General features: G+C 71.8%; 18 protein-coding genes. 10 read left to right on the top strand and 8 right to left on the bottom strand.

Going from position 1 to position 23,861, the window contains the following annotated elements; translation table 11 throughout:
• Position 1: 1 nt before the first annotated feature.
• The 7 genes from BT364_RS21335 to BT364_RS21305 all read left to right on the top strand — a co-directional run bounded on the left by BT364_RS21335 (position 2) and on the right by BT364_RS21305 (position 11,389).
• Positions 2 to 796, top strand: a complete 795-nt coding sequence (locus BT364_RS21335) for a DUF6508 domain-containing protein (RefSeq protein ID WP_072486815.1) — start codon at positions 2 to 4, stop codon at positions 794 to 796.
• A gap of 254 nt (positions 797 to 1,050) precedes the next feature.
• On the top strand, positions 1,051 to 1,362 hold the full coding sequence (locus BT364_RS21330; RefSeq protein ID WP_072486814.1) for a hypothetical protein: 312 nt from the start codon (positions 1,051 to 1,053) through the stop codon (positions 1,360 to 1,362).
• 103 nt (positions 1,363 to 1,465) lie between these two features.
• Positions 1,466 to 2,839 (top strand): type VII secretion integral membrane protein EccD, encoded by a 1,374-nt coding sequence (gene eccD / locus BT364_RS21325; protein ID WP_072486813.1) that lies wholly within the window; start codon positions 1,466 to 1,468, stop codon positions 2,837 to 2,839.
• Between the two features lie 53 nt (positions 2,840 to 2,892).
• Positions 2,893 to 4,323 carry a MinD/ParA family ATP-binding protein gene (locus BT364_RS43135; protein WP_256260110.1) on the top strand — a complete coding sequence of 477 codons (1,431 nt, stop codon included), beginning with the start codon at positions 2,893 to 2,895 and terminating at the stop codon, positions 4,321 to 4,323.
• 64 nt (positions 4,324 to 4,387) lie between these two features.
• The gene (eccCa, locus tag BT364_RS21315) at positions 4,388 to 8,359 is read left to right on the top strand and encodes a type VII secretion protein EccCa (protein ID WP_072486812.1); all 3,972 of its coding nucleotides are present in this window, start codon (positions 4,388 to 4,390) and stop codon (positions 8,357 to 8,359) included.
• Positions 8,360 to 8,441: 82 nt separating this feature from the next.
• On the top strand, positions 8,442 to 9,860 hold the full coding sequence (locus tag BT364_RS21310) for a DUF6177 family protein (RefSeq protein WP_072486811.1): 1,419 nt from the start codon (positions 8,442 to 8,444) through the stop codon (positions 9,858 to 9,860).
• Positions 9,861 to 10,381: 521 nt separating this feature from the next.
• On the top strand, positions 10,382 to 11,389 hold the full coding sequence (locus BT364_RS21305) for a terpene synthase family protein (protein WP_442759023.1): 1,008 nt from the start codon (positions 10,382 to 10,384) through the stop codon (positions 11,387 to 11,389).
• Between the two features lie 78 nt (positions 11,390 to 11,467).
• Here the strand turns inward: BT364_RS21305 and BT364_RS21300 are convergent, their stop codons facing one another.
• Positions 11,468 to 12,769 carry a PucR family transcriptional regulator gene (locus BT364_RS21300; protein ID WP_079179565.1) on the bottom strand — a complete coding sequence of 434 codons (1,302 nt, stop codon included), beginning with the start codon at positions 12,767 to 12,769 and terminating at the stop codon, positions 11,468 to 11,470.
• A 177-nt stretch (positions 12,770 to 12,946) separates the two neighbouring features.
• On the opposite strand from BT364_RS21300, the gene BT364_RS21295 reads away from it, so the two are divergent.
• Both BT364_RS21295 and BT364_RS21290 read left to right on the top strand, forming a co-directional pair.
• Positions 12,947 to 14,446, top strand: coding sequence for a long-chain-fatty-acid--CoA ligase (locus tag BT364_RS21295; protein WP_072486809.1), 1,500 nt, complete (start codon positions 12,947 to 12,949; stop codon positions 14,444 to 14,446).
• A gap of 108 nt (positions 14,447 to 14,554) precedes the next feature.
• Positions 14,555 to 16,042 (top strand): carboxylesterase/lipase family protein, encoded by a 1,488-nt coding sequence (locus BT364_RS21290; protein ID WP_072486808.1) that lies wholly within the window; start codon positions 14,555 to 14,557, stop codon positions 16,040 to 16,042.
• A gap of 51 nt (positions 16,043 to 16,093) precedes the next feature.
• On the opposite strand, the gene BT364_RS21285 is transcribed toward BT364_RS21290, so the two are convergent.
• Positions 16,094 to 16,309, bottom strand: coding sequence for an EF-hand domain-containing protein (locus tag BT364_RS21285; protein ID WP_072486807.1), 216 nt, complete (start codon positions 16,307 to 16,309; stop codon positions 16,094 to 16,096).
• Between the two features lie 165 nt (positions 16,310 to 16,474).
• On the opposite strand from BT364_RS21285, the gene BT364_RS21280 reads away from it, so the two are divergent.
• The gene (locus tag BT364_RS21280; RefSeq protein WP_072486806.1) at positions 16,475 to 17,113 is read left to right on the top strand and encodes a GNAT family N-acetyltransferase; all 639 of its coding nucleotides are present in this window, start codon (positions 16,475 to 16,477) and stop codon (positions 17,111 to 17,113) included.
• 37 nt (positions 17,114 to 17,150) lie between these two features.
• Here BT364_RS21280 and BT364_RS21275 read toward each other — a convergent pair whose 3' ends face one another.
• From BT364_RS21275 to BT364_RS21250, 6 genes are all read right to left on the bottom strand, one after another.
• The gene (locus tag BT364_RS21275) at positions 17,151 to 18,329 is read right to left on the bottom strand and encodes a YncE family protein (protein WP_072486805.1); all 1,179 of its coding nucleotides are present in this window, start codon (positions 18,327 to 18,329) and stop codon (positions 17,151 to 17,153) included.
• On the bottom strand, positions 18,329 to 19,147 hold the full coding sequence (locus BT364_RS21270; protein WP_072486804.1) for a polysaccharide deacetylase family protein: 819 nt from the start codon (positions 19,145 to 19,147) through the stop codon (positions 18,329 to 18,331). The genes BT364_RS21275 and BT364_RS21270 overlap by 1 nt, the downstream gene beginning before the upstream one ends.
• A gap of 355 nt (positions 19,148 to 19,502) precedes the next feature.
• Positions 19,503 to 20,018, bottom strand: coding sequence for an ATP-binding protein (locus BT364_RS21265; protein ID WP_072486803.1), 516 nt, complete (start codon positions 20,016 to 20,018; stop codon positions 19,503 to 19,505).
• 250 nt (positions 20,019 to 20,268) lie between these two features.
• Positions 20,269 to 21,036 carry an enoyl-CoA hydratase/isomerase family protein gene (locus BT364_RS21260; protein WP_072486802.1) on the bottom strand — a complete coding sequence of 256 codons (768 nt, stop codon included), beginning with the start codon at positions 21,034 to 21,036 and terminating at the stop codon, positions 20,269 to 20,271.
• 88 nt (positions 21,037 to 21,124) lie between these two features.
• Positions 21,125 to 22,372: a L,D-transpeptidase gene (locus tag BT364_RS21255; RefSeq protein ID WP_072486801.1), complete on the bottom strand. Its 1,248-nt coding sequence runs from the start codon at positions 22,370 to 22,372 to the stop codon at positions 21,125 to 21,127.
• Positions 22,373 to 22,585: 213 nt separating this feature from the next.
• The gene (locus BT364_RS21250; RefSeq protein ID WP_072486874.1) at positions 22,586 to 23,809 is read right to left on the bottom strand and encodes a L,D-transpeptidase; all 1,224 of its coding nucleotides are present in this window, start codon (positions 23,807 to 23,809) and stop codon (positions 22,586 to 22,588) included.
• Between the last annotated feature and the right edge of the window lie 52 nt (positions 23,810 to 23,861).

Below are 23,861 nucleotides of genomic sequence, written 5' to 3'. Positions count from 1 at the left end.
CATGGTGAACCGGGCTGACGCACCGCGTTACCGCAACACGACCGACAGGCCGGTCCACCACCTCACCGTCGCCAACTCCCGCGGCGAGGCGATGGGCTACCTGTGGGCCAATGACGAGGAAGACGCGGCCGGATGGTGTCTGCGGCCGGCCGGTGACGCGGCCAGCTTCGCCGAAGGGCTTGAGTGGTCCGCGAAGCTCAACGCCGCCAAGGCGCGCGGGCTCGTCCCCACGGCCGCGCTCGCCGAGCTGGCCCGTGGCACGGACCCGAGGCGGGTCAGCCATGTCGTCCCGGGCTCCCTGAGCGCGGCTCCGTCCCTGGCCGCGCTCAGGGAGCTGGCCCGCGTCGTCACCGAGGCCGACGACCGGCGTCTGCTGGCCCAGCTCGACCGCGAGAACGCCGACGCGTGGCGCGAGTTGAGGGAGGCGCTCGCCGCGCTCACGGACGAGGACCGCGCCGTGCGGTGGTCCGAGGGCGGGCAGCAGCCCGACGGCACCTGGCGGATGAGCCACCCGCTCCACAGCGAGCGGCTCCAACGCCTGGTGCGCGCGCTGCCCGCCGTCGGCGCGGTGACGCCCGCGTACCTGTGGCAGGACAATCCGCCGCCTGCCGTGCCCGCCGACGGACGGCTGGGTCCGGCCGACGCGGTGCGGGCGGCCACGGCCGTGGTGCGCGGGGAGCGGTTCTCCGACGGGACGATCGCACAGGCGGCGCGGAGCGGCCTCCTCGACGCCGTGGCCGAGTCGTTGTGCGCTTGGTACGAGGCCGTGGCCGACGGCTCGCAGGATGATCCCTGACGAATACGCAATGCGCGTTCGCCGTGCTCGCTCCTGCCGCAACCTGGGCTGTACTGCCTGCTCACCCATGCCTTATGTTGCAGGAGTGAATTGGGGGATTCCCGTACGGTGCCCGCCGGCTGATGCGGAATACGCCGCTCCCCGGAGTGCGCGGGAGTGACCCGGCCCCGGCCGCCGTTCCTCGCGCCGACGGGCGATGATGCAGCGACCATGACCGACGCAACGTACGACTGAGGCAACGGACGACAAGACGAATGGCACGGGATTACGACAGCCAGCTTCTGGAGTCGGTGGCGGTACGCCGGCGCAGGATGCGTGACGCACTGCTGTTCGGCGCGCAGCGGGCGCGGCGTACGGCGGACGAGCGGCTCGGAAAGGTGTTCGCGGGGATCGCCATCGCCGCCGTGCTGTGCGCGGGATGCGTGGGGTGGTCCTTTGTCCAGAACATGCTGGAGAAGCAGAAGGCCGAACAGCAGAAGCAGCAGCGTCAGGAACAGCAGTACCAGCAGCCGGTGAAAACGGCTCAACCGGAGAAATCCGGGGATTCGGCGAAGAATCCCCAATAACTCGGTGACTCCGGCGAATTCAGAAAGAGTTCCCCGCAAAGGGGATCGAGAAGGCGCTAGTAGCATGGGCACGCCAAGCTGCCCGACTCCTCAAAACGTCGCGATGATAGGTTCCCGTAAAGTGGTGAGCACAGCAACGACCTCCCGAGCGCAGCTCAGCCGGGTGACTCTGGTCGGTGAGCGACGCCGGGCCGACATCGTCCTGCCGTCCGACACACCGATCGGGCAGCTGCTGCCGGACATTCTGCAGTTGCTGGACGACCGGGCGGCAGCACGCCCGATGACACGGCAGTTGATCACGTCGGACGGCTCCGCACTCCCCCACGACAGCACACTGTCCTCGGCGGGGATCGCGGACGGTGCGGTGCTCCGGCTCGTCCGGGCCCATTCCGCGCCCCCCGCCCCGGTCGTGCACGACGTCACCGATCTGGTGGCCGACGATCTCGATCTGCAGGCCTGGCGCTGGCGCCCCGCCGCGCGCCGGACGAGTGCGGGTGTGGCGTCCGTGGCCTTCGCGCTGGTCGCCGCGCTGCTCGCCCGACGCGAGTTCGCCCTGGATGCGCTGACCACCGCCCTCGCGGCCGCCACGCTGGTGCTGCTGGCGGCCGGTGCGCTCATCGCGAAGATCGGGCAGGGCAACCGGGGTCTGGCGACCGCGCTCCTGCTCGCCTCCGGCAGCCTCGGCATCCTCACCGCCTGGACCGCCGCGGACTCCTACGACTGGTCGGGGACCGCGCGGCTCGCCGCCGTCGCCGCCGCGCTGGTCCTGACGCTGGTGCTCCTCGGCTACTTCTCGCCGCTCGGCCGCGGCGGGCTCATCGGCGCCGTCGCCACCACCGCGATCACCGTGGTGTGGGAGGCCGTCGCCGCCGTCCAGGACGACCTGGCCCGGCTCGGCGCGGTCATGGCCGTCTTCTCCGTCGTACTGCTCGGACTGCTCCCCCGGCTCGCGCTGGCGGCCTCCGGGCTCACCGCGCTGGACGACCGCCGCTCCGGCGGCGCCTCCGTCAGCCGGCACCAGGTGGGCAACGCGCTGGCGGCCACCCACCGCGGCCTCGCCCTGGCGACGGTGGTCACCGCGGTCTCCGCGGCGGCCGGCGGCTGGCTGCTCACGCTGGCCGACAAGCCGTCCGTGTGGACCGTGGCACTGCCCTCGCTGGTGGCCCTCGTGCTGCTCTCCCGGGCGCGGGCCTTCCCGCTGGTCGCCGAGGTCGTGGCGCTCTTCGCCGCCGCCGCGGTCCTGGTCGTGCGCCTGGTCATGCTGTGGATGCAGCACGCCGGGGGCGCCGGACCGCTCGCCCTGCTGGTCGTGGCCGCGGTGCTGCCGCTGCTCGTCCTGGCGGTGCAGCCGCCCGAGCATGTGCAGGTCCGACTGCGGCGCATGGCCGATCTGGTCGAATCCATCGGTGTGGTGGGGCTCTTCCCGCTCGCCGTCGGTGTGTTCGGCGTGTACGGACAGCTGCTCAACAAGTTCTGAGTCGACGCGCAGGTGCTCCGGGCGGGGCAGCAGGGCGAAAAAGAAGGGCAGACATGCCGAACGAAGACAACTGGCAGGGCGATGTGCTGCGCGCCATGAGGAGCGGCGCCGCCCAGGAGGGCGCGCAGGGCCCCGGCGGTCAGGGGCACGGTGCGCCCGCGCAGGGTCAGGGCGGTCAGGACGGTCAGCCGTACGGTGCCGCCGCGCCGGGTCCCGGCCTGCCCGCACAGAACGCCCACGGCTACGGGGCGCCCCAGCAGCACCCCAACTACCAGCAGCCCCAACAGCCCCAGCAGTACGCCGGCTATCAGGAACAGCAGCCGGCCCAGCCACACCCCGGTTACCAAGAGCAGCAGCCACAGCGGCAGTACGCCGGGCACCCGGAACAGCAGGCGGCGCAGCAGCAGTACGCCGGTTACGAGGAACAGCACCAGCCGCCCCAGCAGCACCCCGGCCACCAGGGACACCAGGGTGTGGTCGCGCCCCCCGTCGCGCAGCCGCAGCCGCAGCCGGAGCAGCCCCAGGCGCAGCCCGCGTACACCCCGGGCACCCGGCCCCACCACACCCCCGACTCCCGGCCCGTGGTGGACCGGGCGCTGGCCGCCGTCGGGCGCAAGGCGCGGCGCGGCGAGCCGTTCGCCACGCGGGCCGCGCGCGCCCTGCGGGTGAGCGTGTCGTCCTCGGCCGCGCGCGAGGTCGCCCGTACCACCGCCACCGCCGAGATCCTCCAGCAGCCGGTGACGACCGGCCGGCAGATCGCCGTCACCTCCATCCGGGGCGGCGCGGGCAAGTCGACCGTCGCCGCGCTGCTCGGCACCACGTACGCGCACTACCGCCAGGACCCGGTCCTCTTCGTCGAGGCCGATCCGGCGCTCGGCTCGCTGCCGCTGCGGCTCGGCGCCGAGTCGCTGCGCTGGACCACCGGTGACCTGGCGGGCATCATCGAGCCGCAGATGTCGCTGCTGGACATCACCGGCTATCTCGTCCAGCTCCCCGGCAACGCCTGGCTGCTGCCCGGCAGTCAGGGCCAGATCGGCGCGATGCTGGACAGCAGGGCGTACGAGCGGGTCATGGTCTCGCTGCGCCGCTACTTCGGCGTCACCGTCGTCGACTGCGAGACGCTGCCCGCCGAGGTCGCCCGGGTCGCGCTGTCCGCCGCCCAGGCCCGGGTGCTGGCCGCCCCCGCCACGCTGGAGGGCATCACCAGCACGTACGCGGTCCTGACGTGGATGCAGTCGCTGCCCCGGCAGGTGATCGCCGGCACGGTCGTCGTGCTCAGCGAACTGGTGCCGCACCCCGGGCTCGATCTCGAAGAGGCGGCACAGAAGCTGAAGGCCACCGGCGCGAGTGTCCAGGTGCTGCCGTACGACCGGCATCTGGCGGCCGGCGGCGAGATCCGTACCGAACTCCTGGCGCACGCGACCCGGGAGGCCGCCACCCGGCTCGCCGCGGACGTGTTCCGGCTCTCCCAGCAGCACCACTGATCACGATCGGCAGCACCCACCGGTCCCGATGCCGACCTGACCCGACCCCGAGTGACGGACGACGATGAGTACCCGACTGATCCACCGCCCGGCCAGGACCACCCGGCCGCCGGCCGCCTCCGAGGCGCGCACCATCGAGGCCCCGCCGAACCTGCCCGAGGGCAAGTCGGGCAACATCGCGATGTCGTTGTTGCCCGTCGCCGGTGTGATGTCCTCCGTCGTGATGATGACGGTCGTACGCAACAGTCAGTTCGCGGGGCTCGGTGCGATCATCCTCGTCGTCACCGTCATCGGCTCCGTGGCGCTCGTCTTCTCGCAGCGCGGCAAGGCCCAGCGCACCCGCCGCACCCAGCGCGAGGCCTACCTCGCCTATCTGGAGGACCTGCGCGAGGAGCTGTCGGTCGAGGAGCGCCGGCGGGCCGAGCGGGCCGATGTCCTCAATCCGCCGCCGCACGCCCTGTACGACATAGTGCGCGACCCTGCCCGGGTCTGGGAGCGGCGCCGGCTCGACGGCGACTTCCTGCGGGTCCGCGTCGGCACGGGTGAGATGCCGGTACGCGATCTGAAGGTCGCCCAGCAGGGATCGTCCGTCCTCTCGCCGCCCGACACCTTCATGCTCAACGAGGCGTCCGCGCTGATGGACCGCTTCCGTACCGGTACCGAACTCCCGCTCACCGTCCCGCTCGACCGGGTCGGCAACATCAGCGTCATCGGCCCCCGCGAGGACTGTCTGCGCGTCGCGCGCGCCCTGCTCGTCCAGACCGCCGCCACGCACGCCCCCGACGATGTCGCGATGGCGCTCGCCGTGCCCGGTGACCGGCTGGCCGACTGGGAGTGGGCCAAGTGGATGCCGCACCTGCTCGACACCGAGCAGTTCGACGGCCCGGTCGCCGCCCGCCGGATCGCCCCGTCCGCGCCCCAGCTGGCCCGCCAGATCGGTCCGGAGCTGCGCCGCCGCGCCTCGTACGCGGCCGAGGTTCGGCGCGGTCTGTCCGGGAAGGACGCGCTGTCCATGACGTCCCGGCTGCTCGTCGTCACCGACGGGCACGGCGAGGACGCCGTCGAACTGCCGCGCCCGGACGACGCGGTCGGGCTGCGCGAGATGGGCGTCAGCGTGCTCCACCTGCTCGAACACCGGGTCCAGGAGCCGGGACACGTCAGCGTACGGATCACCGTCGACGGCGACGGGGTGGTCATCGAGGACCTGCGCGAGCAGGAACCGATCAGCGCCCACGGCACCGTGGACGAGGTCAGCATCCCGTTCGCCGAGGGCCTGGCCCGGATGCTGGCGCCGATGCGGCTGTCCGCCGAATCTCTGGTGGACGCCCCGCTGTCCGGGCCCGTCGACTTCGCCGACCTGCTCGGCATCGACGACGTGGCACAGCTCGACCTCTCGCACATGTGGGCACCGCGCGGTGAACGTGCCTTCCTGCGCGTGCCGATCGGCATCAGCGACTCCCACCAGCCGGTGCTCCTGGACCTCAAGGAGTCCTCCGAGCTGGGCATGGGGCCGCACGGACTCTGTGTCGGGGCGACCGGTTCCGGCAAGTCGGAGCTGCTGCGCACCCTGGTCCTGGCCCTGGTGGCCACGCACCCGCCGGAGGACCTCGCGCTGGTCCTGGTCGACTACAAGGGCGGTGCGACCTTCGCCCCGTTCGCGGAGCTGCCGCACGTGGCCGGTGTCATCACCAACCTGGAGAACCAGGCGGGCCTCGTCGAGCGGGTGCACGCCTCGCTCGCGGGTGAGGTCAAGCGGCGCCAGCAGGTGCTCAAGGACGCGGGCAATGTCGCCGACATCGGTGACTACGCGGCGCTGCGCGCGGACCGGCGGCCCGATCTGGATCCGCTGCCGCACCTGTTCGTCGTGATCGACGAGTTCGGTGAACTCCTCACCGCGAAGCCGGACTTCATCGACCTGTTCCTGTCCATCGGCCGTATCGGCCGCTCCATCGGTGTGCATCTGCTGCTGTCCAGCCAGCGGATCGAGGGCGGCAAGCTCAAGGGCCTGGACACCTATCTCTCGTACCGGCTCGGTCTGCGTACGTTCTCCGCCGACGAGTCGCGCACGGTCCTGGACACCACGGACGCCTTCCATCTGCCGCCGCTGCCCGGTTTCGGCTATCTCAAGGTCGACACCAGTCACTACGAGCGCTTCAAGGCGAGCTATGTCTCGGGCGCGTACCGGGGCCCGGTGCAGCGTACGCAGGAGGAGGACGCCGGTCCGCTCGCCCTGGAGTACGAGGCGTTCAACACCCTGGCCGAGCCGGAGACCTCGGGCGAGGAGCCGAAGGTGCGGCGCCGGGAGACCGGGCCGACCGAGATGGGTGTCATCGTCGACCAGCTGCGGGAGGCGGCCGGTCCGGTGCGCCGGATCTGGCTGCCGCCGCTGCCCGGTGCCGTCGCCCTGGACAAGGTCGCGGGGCCGCTGGACGTGGGCCCGCGCGGGATGCAGCTGGCCGCGCGGCGCGGTCCGCTCCAGGTGCCGCTGGGGCTGCTCGACGACCCGACCAAGCAGTGGCAGGGCCTGTGGTATCTGGACCTCACGGTGGCGGGCGGTCACGTCGCGGTCATCGGCGGTCCGCAGGCCGGCAAGACGACGCTGCTGCGCACGCTCGCGCTGGCGATCTCGCTGACCCACACCCCGCAGGAGGTCGGCGTCTACGGCCTCGACCTGGTCGGCGGCGGTCTCCAGGCCGTGTCGGGGCTGCCGCACGTCGGCGGTGTGGCCGGCCGCGCGGACCGGGAGCGCGCGGGACGCACCGTGGAGGAGGTGCGGGGCATGCTCGCGGTCCGCGAGGAGCTCTTCCGCGAGCACAACATCGACTCCGTGGAGCAGCTGCGTTCGCTGCACGCGGCAGGCCGGCTGCCGCAGCTGGCCTCGGCGGAGATCGTGATGATCATCGACGGTTTCGGTGCGCTGCGCGACGACTTCGACGAGCTGGACGACGCCGTCGTCGACATCCTCAAGCGCGGTGGCGGCTACGGCATCCACGTCGTCGCGGGCATGCTCCGCTGGAACGACGTGCGCATCGCCACCCAGTCGAACTTCGGCACCCGGGTCGAGCTGCGGCTCAACGATCCCAGCGAGTCCAGCATCGACCGGAAGCTGGCGCAGACCCTGTCGCCCGACGAGCCGGGCCGCATCCTCACCGACGGCAAGCTCTTCGCGCAGGTCGCGCTGGCGCGCACGGACGGGCTCGCGGACGTCTCGGACCTGGGCGCGGTCCTGGAGCACACCGCCCGTACGATCCGCGCCACCTGGAGCGGCGAGGTCGCCCAGCCGGTGCGGATCCTGCCGCACGTCCTGGAGCCGCATCTGCTGCCGGGCCCGGTCGCCGAGCCCAAGCGGGTGCCGATCGGCCTGGACCAGACGGCGCTGGCGCCCGCCGTGCTCGACCTGTTCCACCACGACCAGCATCTGCTGATCCTGGGCGACAGCGAGTGCGGCAAGACGAACCTGCTGAAGACGATCGCCGGCGGGCTGATCGAGCGATACGGCGAGGACGAGCTGGTCTTCGCCGTCATGGACCCGCGGCGCGGTCTGCGCGGCGCGATCCCGGAGGAGTTCCGCGGCGGCTACGCGTACAACCCCAAGATGTGCGCGGGTCTGGCCGCCGGTATCGCCACCGAGCTGGAGAAGCGGCTGCCGGACGACCGGGCGGACACCGAGGACCTGGAGCCCGGCAGCTGGGGCAGCGGTCCGCGGATCGTGATCCTCGTCGACGACTACGACGTGCTGACCACGGCCGGGCAGTCGCCGCTCGACCCGTTCCTGCCGTACATCCCCTCCGCCGTGGACATCGGGCTCCACTTCGTGCTGACCCGCCGGGTCGCGGGCGCCTCGCGCGGCATGTACGACCCGCTGATGCTGGGTCTGCGCGAGTCGGGGGCCTCGGCGCTCCTGATGGCGGGCGACCGCAGCGAGGGCCAGCTGTTCCCCGGTGTGTACGCGACCCAGCAGCCGCCGGGGCGCGGTGTGTTCATCCGCAGGGGCCAGCCCAACCGTCTGATCCAGACCGTGTACACCGCGGAGTGACGCGCCCGGGAGCGGTCCCGCGTCCGCGAACCGCTGCCCACCGCACATCCGCACCCCGGACGAAGAAGGAACGGCCGACCACATGACCAAGGACGTCATCGCCCTCACCACGCGCATGCCCGACCCGCTGACCGTGCTCGCGGGCCTGCTCGCGGGCGGCCCGGACAAGCTGGTGGGGACGGCGGGCGAGGATGCCGTCGTGCAGCTCTGCGACGAACAGGGCCGGCCGCTCGTCTCCATCGAGGCGCCGTTGCTGGTGCAGGTGGCGGGCGAGGCCGAGCGGCTGCTCGGGGCCACCGCGCCGCCGGTCCCGTTCTGGTGGACGGAGGCCCGCGCCACCACCGGTGTCGAGGAGGCCGAGCTGCTCGCGGGCACCTTCGCGGCCCGGATCGCCACCCTGGCCGGGGGCTCCGCCTGGCCGCCGGAGGCCGCGCGTTCCCTCGCGGTGGTGAAGACCGACGGGGTGAGCGTCGCGCCCACGCCCGCCGCCGCGCAGCCCGCCGTGGACGCGCTCACCGACAAGGTGGCCGTCATCATCCAGGACCGTCCGGTGATCGCCATGACGGCCTGGCTCTCGGACGCGTTCCGGGCCGCGGCCAATGCCGAGCTGGGGCTCCAGATCGTCACCTCGCCGGGTGCCACGCTCTCCCCCGCCGTACGCAACAGCCTGAGCGGCTGGCCCTCGCGGTGGGTGGTGCAGGACGAGAAGGACGGCTACTACGACGGTCTGTCCGGTGCCGTACTGCGCTGGCAGAACGGCATGTTCGCGACGGTCGAGTCGGCCGACGCCACTCCCGAGGACCCGCGCACACCGGTGGCCGCCGCCTACCAGGAGGTCACGGACACCGGTGAGCGTCAGCTGGCGATCTCGTTCCGCGCGGTCCACCCGGCGGACGACCGGCTGGTGCTGGGCGGGGCCCTGGAAGCGGTGTGGCAGGAGCTGACGGGGCAGGCCCCGGCGGGGTGGGGCACCGCCGAGCCCGCCAACCTGCCGTGGTCGCTGCGCAGGCTGACCGATGTCGCCTTCGACCGGGCGCCCGAGCCGACCTGGCTCGTGGTGGTCGGCAGCCCGGACCGGCCGGGCCTGGCCACGGTCCGCATCAGCCGTACGAAGGCGGGTGTGGAGGAGGACGTCACGCTGGCGTTCGGTTACGGCCCCGGCGAGGAGCCCCCGCTGGACGTCCTGCCCCGGGTGGCCGAGGTGCTCGCGACCCGTCATCACCTCCAGTCGATGCTGGTCCAACTCCGCAAGGCGCGGCGCGACCTGGCCGTGCCGCCGCGCTTCGAGGGGCCGGGGGTCCCGCTGGCCTTCGTGCTCGGTGCGGAGGAGGTGCGCGAGATGCCCGGCGACCGCGCCCGGCGCACCCCGCTCTCCGAGCCGCCCGTCCAGCTCGGCCCGAGGTCCCGTCCGGCGCTGTACTACCCGTTGCCGGGCGATCCGTCGGACCTGTCGGGCTGGCAGGACTTCGAGCGGCTGATGCGGCACCTGAAGGGCGCCTGAGGAAGACACGGCGTACGGCCCCGTCCCGGGGAAACCGGGACGGGGCCGTCGGCTTGTCCGCGGCGGTGGAACGGGGCGGCGGCAAGGGGTGGCGAGGCGGCGGCGTGAAATCGACGGCGCGGACTGCCCGAGCGGGCCCCCTCGCCGCCCGCAGGCGATCACGCAAGAGGTCACCAACTGCTCAGAGATGTTCACTCGTTCCTGACGATCAAGCACTTTCGGTCACAAACGGCTTCCCTCTCACCCCCACACGGGGTTGACTGGGGGTCACGCATGGTGATGCCGCCGTCCTGTACCAAGGGCGATTGCCACCGCGGGCCCGAAGGCCCGGTCCCGATGCCCCGAACCCCGGCGGAGGAGAGTGAGCAGGAATGACTGCCCCGTCTCGCACGGTGAGCCTCCGGCCAGGGTCGGCGGGTACGGGCGGCCCGTCCCCCCGATGCGTACCCGGCGCCGACACGCGAGTCCGACCGGATACCCGTTCGTATCGTTCATCCGAATCGTTTCGACGAGGGGCACCAATGAGCCAGATTGCGCTGCCAGCGTTTCACATGCCGTTCCAGAGCACCGGATGCAATCCCGGCATCGAGGAGACCAGAGAAGCAGCATGGGAATGGGCCGAATCCAATGGCCTCGCGCTCTCCCCGGTGGCCCGGAAGAAGATGATCCGGACCAGGCCCGAACTCTGGATATCCCTGATATTCCCGACCGCCTCGCAGCAGCATCTCGATCTCTTCTGCCAGTGGCTCTTCTGGGCCTTCCTCGTCGACGACGAGTTCGACGACGGGCCTGCCGGACGTGATCCGCGCATGTGCGAGGCGGCGATCGACCGGCTGGTCACCGTGCTCGACGGCGGCCCGCCGCGCGGCGCCATGGAGCAGGCGCTCGTCGGGCTGCGGACCCGGACGTACCGGGACCGTTCGGCGCGCTGGATCCGGCAGTTCCGGCGGGACACGGTCGCCTGGCTGTGGACCTACTACGCGGAGGCCGTCGAGCGGGCCGCCGGGCAGGCGCCGACCCGGACCGAATTCGTGAAGCACCGCCGGGACTCGGTGGCCATGCAGCCCTTTCTCGATCTCCACGAGATCACAGCCGGGATCGACCTGCCGGAATCGGCCCGGAGCCTTCCCGCGTACATCGCGCTGCGCAATGCCGTGACCGATCACTCGGGGCTCTGCAACGACATCTGTTCCTTCGAGAAGGAGGCGCTGCTCGGATACGAGCACAATGCGGTACGTCTCATCCAGCGCGATCGCGGATGCACGCTCCAGGAGGCCGTCGACGAGGCCGGGGGGCAGCTCGCGGAGATCGCGCAGCGGGTGCAGCGCGCCGAGAAGGAGCTGATCGAGGAGATCGAGGCGGCCGGCATCCAGGGCCCCACCCGGGCCGCTCTGGAGCGGTGCGTACGGGACTACCGCGGGCTGGTCCGGGGCGACTTCGACTACCACGCCCGCGCGGAACGCTACACCCGTCCCGATCTCGTCGAGGTCGACGAACGGGAGTCCCTCTCCGAGCACTTCGCGGCCTGACACACCATCGGTACGGCGCGGGAGCCGACGACCGGAGGCCCGGCAGCGGCCTCCGGTCCCGCGCGGCGGCCCGCACGGTCAGGTCCGGCCCACGTCGCCGTCCACCGGCGCCCGTTCGCCCTCGGCGCCGATCAGCGGCAGCGCCCGCAGGGCCAGCGCCCACCCCAGTCGCACCTCGCCCGACTCGGCGGACCGGCCGGTGAGTTCGGCGATCCGGCCGATCCGGTTGAGGACCGTGTTGCGGTGGCAGTAGAGCAGCTCGGCCGCCCGCACCGCCGAGCAGCCGTGGTCGAGCCAGACCCGGAGGGTGGTGAGCAGAACCTCGCGTTCGGCCGCCGTGTCCAGGACGCCGCCCAGCTGTGTGATGACGATGCGTTCGGCGATCTCCGGCCGGCCGACCAGGAGCACCTCCGCGAGCCGGTCGTCGAAGGCCGCCGCCTCGCCGCTCCCCGCGGGCAGCGTGCGCAGCGCCTGCTCGGCCAGGCGCAGGGCCCTGCCCGCCTGGGCGAGCCGGTCGAACTCCGGTGACACACCCGCGGTGGCGCCGGTGCGGCGGCGCAGCAGGTCGAGCAGGACGCCGGATTCCCCCGCGGCCAGCCGCACGATTCCCGCGTACCGGCCCGACCGGGGCCGCCAGAAGGACCAGATGCCGTGGTCGTCGAGGACGGGGGCCGGGTTGGGCGGTGCGGCCGGGTCCTGGGCGGCGACGACGATGACGTACCGGTCGTGGACCGGCACGCCCAGCGCCGCGGAGGCCGCCGCCGCGACCGCCGGGTCGTCGCCGCGCCCGTCGAGCAGGGCCTCGAAGAGGGCGACGCGGCGGGTGTCCTGCCTGCCCTGCATCTCCAGCTGGGTCAGCCGGTACGACTCCGCCATCACCAGCGAGTAGCGGTCGATGGTCTCCCACACGGCACCCGCCATGTCGAGCTCGGTGTCCCGGTCGCCCGCGACCGGCCCCACGGCCTCCGGTGTCCCGCGCGTCGCCCGCAGATGCTCGGCCATCACCTGCCACATCACCCGGCCCCCGCGCCGGTAGGCCTGGAGCACGGTGTCCAGCGGTACGTCCTGCTCCGCGCGCCGTCGCCCCGTCTCGCGCGCCGCGTGCTCGCCGTCGCCCTCGCTGGACGGCAGCCCGCCGAAGTCCTCCAGGGCACGCAGCAGGTTGTCGCGGCAGATCTCCCACAGGTCGTCCCGGCTGACGGGCGAGCCGGAGGCGTACGTACCGCTGTGCGCGTGGATGTCGTCGACGACCCGCCGGGTCAGCTCGTCGATCCCCGGCAGAAGGGCGACGGCCAGGGCACGGCGCAGCTCGCCGTCGCGGGGTCCGTCGGAACGAGGGGCTTCGGAGCGAGGGGCTCGGGCAGCCGGGTTCTGCGCCATGACCGAAGGCTAACGCCCACGCGCGTTATGCGGATGCCTTGCCATGGTCCGCTCCGCGTGGCTGCTGCCCAGGTGGCCATTACACATGGTGGGCAACTGCACATTGTGCGAAACCGGGGGCACGGCCGATTCTGAGCAGGAGCAGCCGTGTGAACGCCATGTTTCCTGGAGCGTGTCATGTTTCTCAGCGTCGCAACCATCCTGGGCGAGTCGGCCCGCAAGCACCCCGACCGCGTCGCCGTGGTCGATTCGGGCACCCGGACCGGCTACCGCGAGCTGTGGGCGGGGGCCCTGCGCTGTGCGGGCGCGCTGCGGGCGTCCGGGGTCCGGCCGGGCGACCGGGTCGCGGTGCTGCTGCCCAATTCGGCGGACTTCCTGTACGCGTACTACGGCGCGCTGGCCGCCGGGGCGACGGTGGTCCCGGTGCACGGGCTGCTGGTGGCCGAAGAGGTGGCGTACGTGCTGCGGCACAGCGGTTCCGTCGCGCTGATCGCCGACGGTCCGATGTGGCCGGTCGCCGAGGAGGCGGCGCGCGCAGCCGGGGTCCGGGCGGTGCACGGCGTACCCACGGGCGGCGACCCGCTGCCCGCGCCGGAGCCGGCGGCCCCGGAGGACACCGCGGTGATCCTTTACACCAGCGGCACGACCGGGCAGCCCAAGGGGGCGCTGCTCACCCACCTCAACCTCGTGATGAACGCCTCCGTGATCGCCCACGACCTGCTGGGGCTCGGTGTCGACGACGTGGTCCTCGGCTGTCTGCCGCTCTTCCACTCCTACGGGCAGACCTGTGCGATGAACGCGACGCTCCGGGCCGGGGCGACGCTCGTCCTCATGCCGCGCTTCAGCGGCGCGGGCGCGCTGGAGCTGCTGGCCGCCGAGGGGGTGAGCGTCTTCATGGGCGTACCGACGATGTACCACGCCCTGGTCGAGGCGGCGGCGCAGGAGACCGGGACGCGGGACCGGACGAGGCTGCGCGCCGCCGTCTCGGGCGGCGCGGCCCTCCCCGTCGCCGTGCTCGAACGCTTCGAGGACACCTTCTCGACGCAGGTCCTGGAGGGCTACGGGCTGACCGAGACCTCCCCGGTCGCCACCTTCAACCAGCCGGAGCTCGGCCTCCGCCCCGGCTCGATCGGCCACCCGATCTGGGGCGTGGAGACGGGTGTGGCGGACGCGGCGGTGGAGGACGCGGTGGTGCTGCTCCCGGACGGCGAGGTCGGCGAGGTGGTGGTGCGCGGCCACAACGTGTTCGCCGGGTATCTCGACGACCCGGCGGCGACGGCCGCGGCGGTGGTCGACGGCTGGTTCCGCACCGGGGATCTCGGGGTCCGGGACGAGGACGGCTTCCTGAGCATCGTCGACCGGAAGAAGGACCTGGTCATCCGGGGCGGCTTCAACGTCTATCCGCGCGAGGTCGAGGAGGTGCTGGTCCGCCATCCGGCGGTCTCCGAGGTCGCGGTGATCGGCGTGCCCGACGAGGCCCGGGGCGAGGAGATCTGCGCGGTCGTCGTCCTGCGCGCCGGGGCGGAGGCGGTGACGGAGGAGGAGCTGATCGACTGGTCCAGGGAGCGGCTCGGGCGGCACAAGTATCCGCGGATCGTGCGGTTCACCGGCTCGCTGCCGCTGGGACCGACCGGCAAGGTCCTCAAGCGGGCCCTGACGGCACCGTCCTCCTCCTGACCCCCGCCCCCGTCACCCCGGCACCGGCCGGTCCGGGTCGACGGGGCCCCGGACCGGGTACGTATCGGGTCACCGGTCCGCGTTCGCACCGCAGAAGGGCTGAACCTCATGTCTTCCGTACCCTCTCCGATATCCGGGACGTCCCTCCAGGTCAGTACGGTCCACGGGACGGTGCGCGGCACGGTGGAGCGGGGCGTCGCCGTCTTCCGAGGCATCCCGTACGCCGCCGCGCCGGTCGGCGCCCTGCGCTTCCGGGCGCCCGAGCCGCCCGAGCCCTGGGAGGGGGTGCGGGACGCGCTGGCGTTCGGGCCGACCGCGCCCAAGCGGCCGTACTCCCCGCCGCTGGACCGGCTGCTGCCCGACCCCGACGTGGCGGGCGACGGCTGTCTCAACCTCAATGTGTGGACGCCGTCCCCGGCCCGCACCGGGCTGCCGGTGCTCGTCTGGATCCACGGCGGCTCGCTGCTGCACGGCTCGTCGGCGGTTCCGCTGTACGACGGGACCGCGTTCGCCCGTGACGGTGTGGTCCTGGTGTCGGTCAACTACCGGCTCGGCATCGAGGGGTTCGGGGTGTTCCCGGACGCGCCCGCCAACCGGGGGCTGCTCGACCAGATCGCGGCGCTGGCCTGGGTGCGGGAGAACATCGCGGCGTTCGGCGGCGATCCGGACCTGGTGACGGTGTGCGGCGAGTCGGCGGGGGCGATCAGCATCGGCGCCCTGCTGGCCGCCCCGCGGGCACAGGGCCTGTTCCGGCGGGCGGTGCTGCAGAGCGGTGCTCCGACCGCACTGCCGCTGGGCGCGGCCGCCCGCCGCACCACGGAGCTGATCGCCAAGCGGCTCGGGGTCGAGGCGACGGCCGGGGCGCTGGCGGCGGTGGATCCGGCGGCGCTGCTGGCCGCGCAGACCGAGGTGACGTCCGGCGGCTCCCCGCTGACCGGCGGGAACTCCTTCCAGATCGTGGTGGACGGCGATGTGCTGCCCCGCGATCCGCTCGAAGCGCTGCTGGACGGCGCCGCGTCGGGCGTCGATCTGCTGATGGGCTCGAACAGCGAGGAGTACCGGCTCTGGTTCGTGCCCAGCGGTCTGACGGAGCGGCTGTCCGCGTTCAAGCTCAGGCTGGCCCTGCTGAAGTTCAAGGTGCCGGGCGCCACGACGCGTACGTACCGGGCGAACCGGCCGGGTGCCACGCCGGGTGAGCTGCTCGGGGCGCTCGCCACCGATCTGCTGCTGCGGGTCCCGCTGAACCGGGTGGCCGACGCCCGCACGGAGGCCCGGGGAAGCACCCATCTCTACGAGTTCGGCTGGCCGTCCCCGGTACTGCGGCTCGGTGCCTGTCACGCGCTGGAGATCGGCTTCGTCTTCGACACCCTGGAGATGCCCGACGCGGTGGCGCTGGCCGGTGCGGACGCGCCGCAGGAGCTGGCCGACGCGATGCACGCGGCGTGGGTGGCGTTCGCCGGGTCCGGTGACCCCGGCTGGCCGGCCTGGGACGCCTCGCGCCCGGTGATGGGCTTCGGCCCCGGGAAGCCTGCCGTGCTGCGGGCCCCGCGCGACGAGGAGCTGCGCGGCTGGGCTCCGTACCGCAAGAACGCCTGACCGCGGCACCGACGGCGGCCCCCGGCCCGCGGGCCGGGGGTCCTTCGGGGATCAGTCCTTGTTCTGCGCCGCCCAGAACTCGTCGAACGTGAGCAGCCCGTCGCCGTTGGCGTCGTGCGAGTTGATGACGGCCTGGGCCACCGGCTCGGTGACGTAGGGGTCGCCGAGCTGAGCCATCACGCTCTTGTACTCGGCGGCCGAGATCAGCCCGTCGCCGTTCACATCGAACCGCTCGAATGCCTTGCGCGCCGACTCTATGTCCGCCACAGTTCTGCCCCTTCGTAATGCCTGATCAATGCCTGACCAATGCCTGACTGACGGGGGTCAGATTAACGGTCGTGACCGATGGCGTTCGCGGCGGCCGGTAGTCGATCATTGCTGGGAGGTCCGCCGCCCGGCGGACCACGGACCGGACCGGGGAGCGGAACGCGCATGGATGACGCGCTGGCACGGATTCTGACGGCCGCGGCGCACGGGCGGTTTCCCCCGCCGGACGGTTCGACGACCGTGGTGGGGCAGCCCGGTGCCCGGGACGCGGGAGTGCTGGCGTTCACCGCGCACTCGGTGGTCTTCACCGACGAGGACCCCGACTGGGTGCGGTCCGTGCTGGCCGGCACCCCCGGCGACGAGCTCGCCGCGACGATGAATCCGCACTTCCTGAGCGCGCTGACGGCCCGGAGCGGCCGCCACATGAACACCATCGATCTGCTGACGGTCGCAAAGGCCCTGCCCGGCGGACCGGAGATCGAGCTGCGGGAGATCGAGGACCCGGAGCACCCCCGGGTGGCCCGGGCGATGAAGTACCGCGACGAGGTGCGGGTCTGGTCCGCCGACGGCGGTGTGGTGATCCTCGGCCGGGGCGTCGCGGGCCGCTGGGAGACCGCGATCGAGGTGGACGAGGAGGCGCGCGGCCGGGGGCTCGGCGAGCGGCTGGCGCGGGCGGCCCGGCATCTGGTGCCGGACGCGGTGGTGTGGGCCCAGCAGTCGCCGGGGAACGCCCGCAGTGTGCGGACGTTCCAGACGGCGGGCTACCGGCCGGTGGGCTCGGAGGCCCTGCTGATCGCGGGGTGAGCGGTCGGCAGGGCCATGACGAGAAGCGGCCGGGCGGTCAGCGGAAGACGCCGGTGTGGCCGAGCGAGTAGCGGCCCGGCTGCGGGTAGACGGCCAGCCCGTGCGGGCCGCTGCCCACCGGGATACGGGCGAGCTGCTTGCCGGTGGCGGTGTCGATCGCGTACACCTCGGCGTCGTAACGCCCGCTCAGCCAGAGGACCTTGCCGTCCGCCGAGACCCCGCCCATGTCGGGGCTGCCGCCGCCGGGCAGCCTCCACTTCTTCGCCAGCCTGCGCTTCGCGAAATCGAAGACGGAGACGGAACCCTCGCCCCGGTTGGAGATGTACATCTCCTTGGAGTCGCGGCTGACGTAGAGGCCGTGGGCGCCCTCGCCGGTGCGCAGCAGCTTCGGAGTGGTGAACTTCTTTCCGTCCAGCACCCAGATCCCGTCGGCGATCATGTCCGCGATGTAGAACGTCCCGCCGTCCGGCGAGAGTTTCACGTCCTGCGGCATCGCTCCGTTGAACGGCAGCTTCTGCCGGCCGACGATCTTCATCTTCGCCGTGTCGACCTTGAGGAGCTCGCCGGAGAACTCGCAGGAGACGATGAAGTACCGGCCGTCGGTGGAGAAGTCGGCGTGGTTGACGCCCGAGCAGTCGACCGGGACGGTCTTGGCCGTCTTCATGGTGTGGGCGTCGCGGAAGACCAGCTGACGGTCCATCGAGGCCATCACCACGGCGTATTTGCCGTCCGGGGTGAAGTAGAGGTTGTACGGGTCGGAGACCGGAACCGTGCGGCCGGTCTTCCCGGTGGCCGGGTCGATCGCGGTGAGGCTGTCGCCGATGTCGTTGTTGACCCAGAGGGTCTTCAGGTCCCAGGACGGGACGACGTGCTGCGGCTGGCGGCCGACGTCGATGGTCTCGATGACCTCGTACGTCGCGGGGTCGATCACGGACACGGTGTCGGAGTTGGTGTTGGGGACGTACACCCGGGACGGGAAGTCCTTGACGACCGGGGAGAGTTTGCCGCGGTCGGCCGCGTAGACGTCCTTGGCGTCGAGCACCGGGGGCATCCCGGGGAGCCCCGGTGGTGCGACACGATCGGACTCGGCGGGCCGGGCGGCCTCGCTGCCGACGGCCTGGACGTCCGTCTTCTCGGCGGGGGTGCCGCAGCCGGTGAGCGCGGCGAGCAGGACGGCCCCGAGCAGGGCCGCGGTGTGCTTGGTGGAGGGAGACATCAGGTCAGCAGCTCCGTGGTCGTCACCGCGCGCAGTTGGCGGCGGTCGATTTCGGTGAGGAGGAGGGGCAGCGCGGCGGCCGTGTCCGCGTAGCCGAAGTGCAGGCTCACCACCGATCCGTTGCGGATCGCCCCGGCCACCTTGCGGGTGACGGCCGCGGCGCCGGGGGAGGTGAAGTCGAGGGAGTCCACGTCGTACGAGAGGACGTGCGGGTAGCCGGCCCTGGCGGCCAGCCGCTGGACGAGCGGGGTGGCGTAGCGGGTGCGCGAGGGCCGGAACCAGGTGCCGATGGAGCCGGTGAGCCGGCGCAGCCGCCGGGCGCAGTCGTCGATCTCCGCGTACGCCTGGACCTCGCCCATCGAGGAGATGTCGGCGTGGTGCTGGGTGTGGTTGCCGAGTTCGTGGCCGCCGTCGAGGATGCGCCGGGCCATGCCGGGGTGTTCGTCGAGCCAGCTGCCGACGGCGAGGACGGTGACCCGGGCGTGGGCCCGTTCGGCCTCGGCGAGGACGGTGCGGGCGATGGCGGGGTCGCCCTGGCCGTGGAAGGTGAGGGCGACGCGGGCGCGGTCGCGGGGACCGTGGTCGATCTGGACCGGCTGTCCGGGGAAGCGGTGCGGTCCGGGCGCGGGCCGGGGGGACGGGGGCCGGGCAGTCGCGTCGGCGGGGTTCTTCGGGCTCACCGTGTCCGTGACGGCCCCGGCCGGGGTGCCGGCGGCGTCGCGGTCCGCGCATCCGGCGGCGAGGACACCGGCGAGGGCGGCCCCTGTGCCCGCGCGCAGGGCGCCGCGGCGGTGCACCGGGGTGTCGGAGGCATTCATGTACAGACACAGTAGGGACGAGAGGGAGCAAAAGTAACAATTTAGACACATGGGTGGCGCGAATGAATCATTCACCGAATCCCATAAATGTTCACACTTTTGCAGGCAAGTGACCCATCACACCTGCGATTCACATGGAAAATGTCCCACTATGACCACCAATGCGACGACTGCACCTTTGGCGGAGAGGTCGCCCGTCTGCCATAGTCGGTCACACGACCGCATGACCCGAGCCCGGTCGTCACAAGCGGCCGTGAACACACCCCCCATTTCACGGCCCCCACACAGCAGCCCCCGAAGCGCCTCACCACGGCGGACCGGGGGCTGCTGTGGTTCCGGGCGCGGGCCCGCCGGGTCAGCGGTCGGAGATCCGCATCTCGAACCAGGTGGTCTTGCCACGCGGCAGCAGATCCACCCCCCAGCGGTCGGAGAGCTTGTCGACGAGGAAGAGGCCCCGTCCGCTGATGTCCATCGGCCGAACGGGCATCAGACAGGGCAGCCCGCGCGAGGGGTCGCGCACCTCGATCCTGATCCAGCCCCGGCGCCGCAGCATCCGCAACCCGAAGACCCGCGCACCGGTGTGCCGCACCGCGTTGCCGACGAGCTCCGAGACGAGCAGCACGGCGTACTCGGCGGTCTGCGGGGAGAGCGCCCACTGACGGAGCACCACGCACGAGGTGAGCCCCCGGGCGGTGGCCGCGGACTCCGGACGGGAGGGCAGCCGGACCTCACCCTCCGTCGGATTTCCGAACAACTCCAGTGCCTTGAACGCCCGTTCGTCCTCGACGACCGACATCCAGCGCGCCGCTGTCGCACCGCTGTGCGGTCGCGGCTGTTCCACACCCTCCAGGCCCGCCATGGACACCATCATGGCCGCAAGAACAGCACGCCGTGGCCGTTCCGAAGGAATCCGCACCCTGGAACTCGCCGTCCCCCGGAGGTCGACAGGCATGTGCCAGCGGCAGAATGCGTGTCGCTACAACCCCTCTGACCTGCACGAATACCCCTCCGGGCCAGGCGTGCGGGCCGACCGGGGTGCTGGGCCTCAAGGTCTCCTCAAGGCCCAGCCAATCCGCCCGCACGGATGAACCCGCGTCAGCCTGTGTCCAACTGACGCTCAATCAGAGGAACTTGGCCTTGCCCGGACCCTCTTCCACAAAGCTGCGCATTCCGCGCTCCCGGTCCTCGGTGGCGAACAGTCCGGCGAACCAGTTGCGCTCGATCGTGAGCCCGGTGTCGATGTCCGTCTCCAGGCCGGCGTCGATGGATTCCTTGGCCGCGCGCAGCGCCAGCGCCGGTCCCTTCGCCAGCCCGGCGGCCCAGGCGTGCGCCTGCTCGTACACCTCGGCGGCGGGCACCACTCGGTCCACCAGACCGATCGTCAGGGCCTCCTCGGCCCTGACATGACGCCCCGTGAAGATGAGGTCCTTGGCCCGGGAGGGGCCGATCAGCCGGGCCAGGCGCTGAGTGCCGCCCGCGCCCGGGATCAGCCCGAGCAGGATCTCGGGCTGGCCCAGCTTGGCGTTGTCGGCGGCGATACGGAAGTCGGCGCAGAGCGCCAGCTCGCAGCCGCCGCCCAGTGCGTAGCCGGTGACGGCGGCGACGACCGGCTTGGGGATCCGGGCCACCGCGGTGAACGAGTCCTGCAGCGCCTTGGACCGTACGACCATCGCCGTATGGTCCATCGCCTGCATCTCCTTGATGTCCGCGCCCGCCGCGAACACCTTCTCGCCGCCGTAGAGGACCACGGCCCGCACGTCGTCGCGCCGGGTCGCCTCCCCGGCGAGCTCACGCAGCCGGTCCTGGGTGGCGACGTCCAGGGCGTTCATGGGCGGACGGTCCAGCCGGATCGTGCCGACGCCGTCGCGTACTTCGAGATTTGCGGTCATGGGAGGCAGGTTAACCGTCGCTGACGACGGCGGGCCCGGTGCTGTTGGTCACAGCGCCGGGCCCGCTCCGTGTTGCTTGCTCGCAGGACTACTTGGTCCACTCCGACCAGGACATGTTCCAGCCGTTGAGGCCGTTGTCCGGCTGGATCGTCTTGTCGTTCGAGTTCTTCACGACCACGACGTCGCCGATGAGCGAGTTGTCGAAGAACCAGGCTGCCGAGGTCTTCTTGCTCCAGGCGCCGCGCACGTCCTGCAGACCCACGCAGCCGTGGCTGGTGTTGGTCGAGCCGAAGATGCTGGAGGCGCCCCAGTAGTTGCCGTGGAGGAAGGTGCCCGAGGTGGACAGACGCATCGCGTGCGGCACGTCCTTGATGTCGTACTCGCCGCCGAAGCCGACGGTGTCACCGTTCATCCGGGTCACCTTGAGCTTCTCGCTGATGACCATCTGGCCGTTGTACGTGGTGGTCGCCGGGGCGCCCGCCGAGATCGGGATGTCCTTGATCTGCTGACCGTCGCGGACGACCTTCATCCGGTGCGTGCTCGCGTCGACCGTGCTGACCTGCTTGCGGCCGATGGTGAAGGAGATCGTCTTGGCCTGCTTGCCGTAGACACCGGGGCGTCCCTCGACGCCGTCGAGGTTGAGCTCGACGGTCACCTTGGTGCCCGCGGCCCAGTACTCCTCGGGGCGGAAGTCCAGGCGGTCGTTGCCGAACCAGTGGCCCTCGATCGGAACGGACGGCTCGGCCGTCACCTTGATCGCGTTCTCGACCGCGGCCGGGTCGGTGATGCCGCGGGTGAAGTGGATCGAGACGGGCATCCCGACGCCGACCGTGGAGCCGTCCTCCGGGGTGTACTGCCCGATGAAGGTGTTCTGCGGGACCAGCGTGGTGAAGCTGGTGTCCTTCGCCGACTCACGGCCCTCCGAGTCCTTGGCGACCGCGTGGACCTTGTACTTGGTCGCGGCGGCCAGGTGCTGGTCGGGCGTCCAGCTGGCGCCGTCGGCCGCGATCTTCCCCTCGACCTCGGTGCCCTTGGGGTCGGAGACCTTGACCGTGGTCAGCTTCCCCTGGTCGGCCGAGACCTTCAGCGCACCGCTGGTCGCGACGGAGTCGGCGCCGTCCTTGGGCGCGACGGTCACCACGGCCTGCGAGGCGGAGGTGTCCTCGGCCTTCCCCGCGCCGCCACCCTTGCCGCCGCCCGCGTCGTCTCCCCCGCCGCACGCCGTCACCAGCAACAGCAGCGCACCCAGAACCAGACCCAGCAGTCCGGTGGAGCCTCGCCCGCCCCGTATGCCGTTCGCCCCGGCCGATGTCCCCGATATCGGCTGCCCGTTCAATGTGGTCGTCTCCCCTCACACGGCCTGGCCCCGCCATGGCCCCGGGAACCCGGAGGTTCCCTCCCCCGCGCGCTGCATATGCACGCTCAGCGAAAGATAATCACACCGACCGTGGGGAGATGACCCCTCCGGATGTCACCGTTCAGTCCCAAGTTGTCCCAGGACTTCACCAGGGGGCGCGGGAGGCGGCCGGCCGGGGCGGCCGGCCGGGGCTCAGCGGAGGGCGGAACCCGCCTTCCACCGGGTCCAGTCCAGGTTCCAGCCCCCGAGCCCGTTGTCCGGTGCGACCTGCTTGTCCGCGGAGTTGACGACCTCGACCACATCACCGATGAGCGTCCGGTCGAAGAACCGGCCGGCCGGGGTGTCGCTGCTGCCGCCCTGTACGTCCTCCAGCCCGACACAGCCGTGGCTGACGTTGTCCGAGCCGAAGACGTCCTCGTCCGACCAGTAGTTGCCGTGCAGGAAGGTGCCGGAATCGGTGAGCCGGAGGGCGTGCGGGACGTCCTTGATGTCGTACTCGCCGCCGAAGCCGACCGTGCGGCCGTCCATCCGGGTCACTTCGTGCATCTCGCTGACCACCATCTTCCCGTTGTACGTGGCCGTCCCCGCGGAGCCCGCCGTGATCGGGAAGGTCGAGACCACCTCGCCGTCGCGGCGCACCTCCATGGTGTGCGCGGCCGCGTCGACCAGGGACGTCTGGGAGCGGCCCACCTCGAAGGCGATCTTCTTGTCCTGGGTGCCGTAGACGTGCGGCGCCCCCTCCACGTCGCGCAGCGCCATCTCGACGGTCACCTCGGTGCCGGGCTTCCAGTAGGCGGCGGGGCGGAAGTCGAGGCGGTCGCCGCCGAACCAGTGCCCCACCACCTCGACCGGCGGAACGGCCGTCACCCGGATGGCTTTCTGCACGGCCGCGCGGTGGGTGACCGGCCGGTTGAAGTGGAAGGAGACGATCATTCCGGTGCCGACCGTGGAGCGGTTCTCCGGTTTGAAGTAGCCGATGAAGCGGTGTCGGGGCACGGCCGTGGTGAAGGTGGTGTGGCGGGCCGAGCGCTTCCCCGAGCCGTCCACGGCCACCGCGTCCACGCTGTACTTGGCGGCGAGCCCGAGCCGTCCCGCCCCGCTCCGGGGCGCCCAGGACCGGCCGTCGTCCGCGATCCGGCCCGGCACCTTCTGGCGCTGCGCGTCCTCGATCCGCGTCACCTCGACGCTCTCCAGCCGGCCGTCGGGGACCTTCACCTCGATCCGTTCGTCCGGACCGATGTTCTTCGCCCCGTCCCGCGGGGTGACCTGGATCGCGTCCTGCGGCGGGCCCGCCTTACCGCTGAAGATCGATCCGGCGCCGGAGCAGCCGGTCAGTACGGCCAGCACGACGAGCAGTCCTGCCCATGTCAGCACGGCGGCCGGGTTCGCCACCTTCTTCTTCGCTACGTGGTTCACGTCCCCCCAACGACGGGGGCCGGTCGGGGGAAACGTGAGTGCGGGCGCCGGG

The sequence above is a fragment of the Streptomyces atratus genome (assembly GCF_900119365.1).
GTDB lineage: Bacteria > Actinomycetota > Actinomycetes > Streptomycetales > Streptomycetaceae > Streptomyces > Streptomyces atratus_B.
Note: the sequence above shows the minus strand (reverse complement) of the source record. Positions and strands in the feature narration are given on the sequence as shown.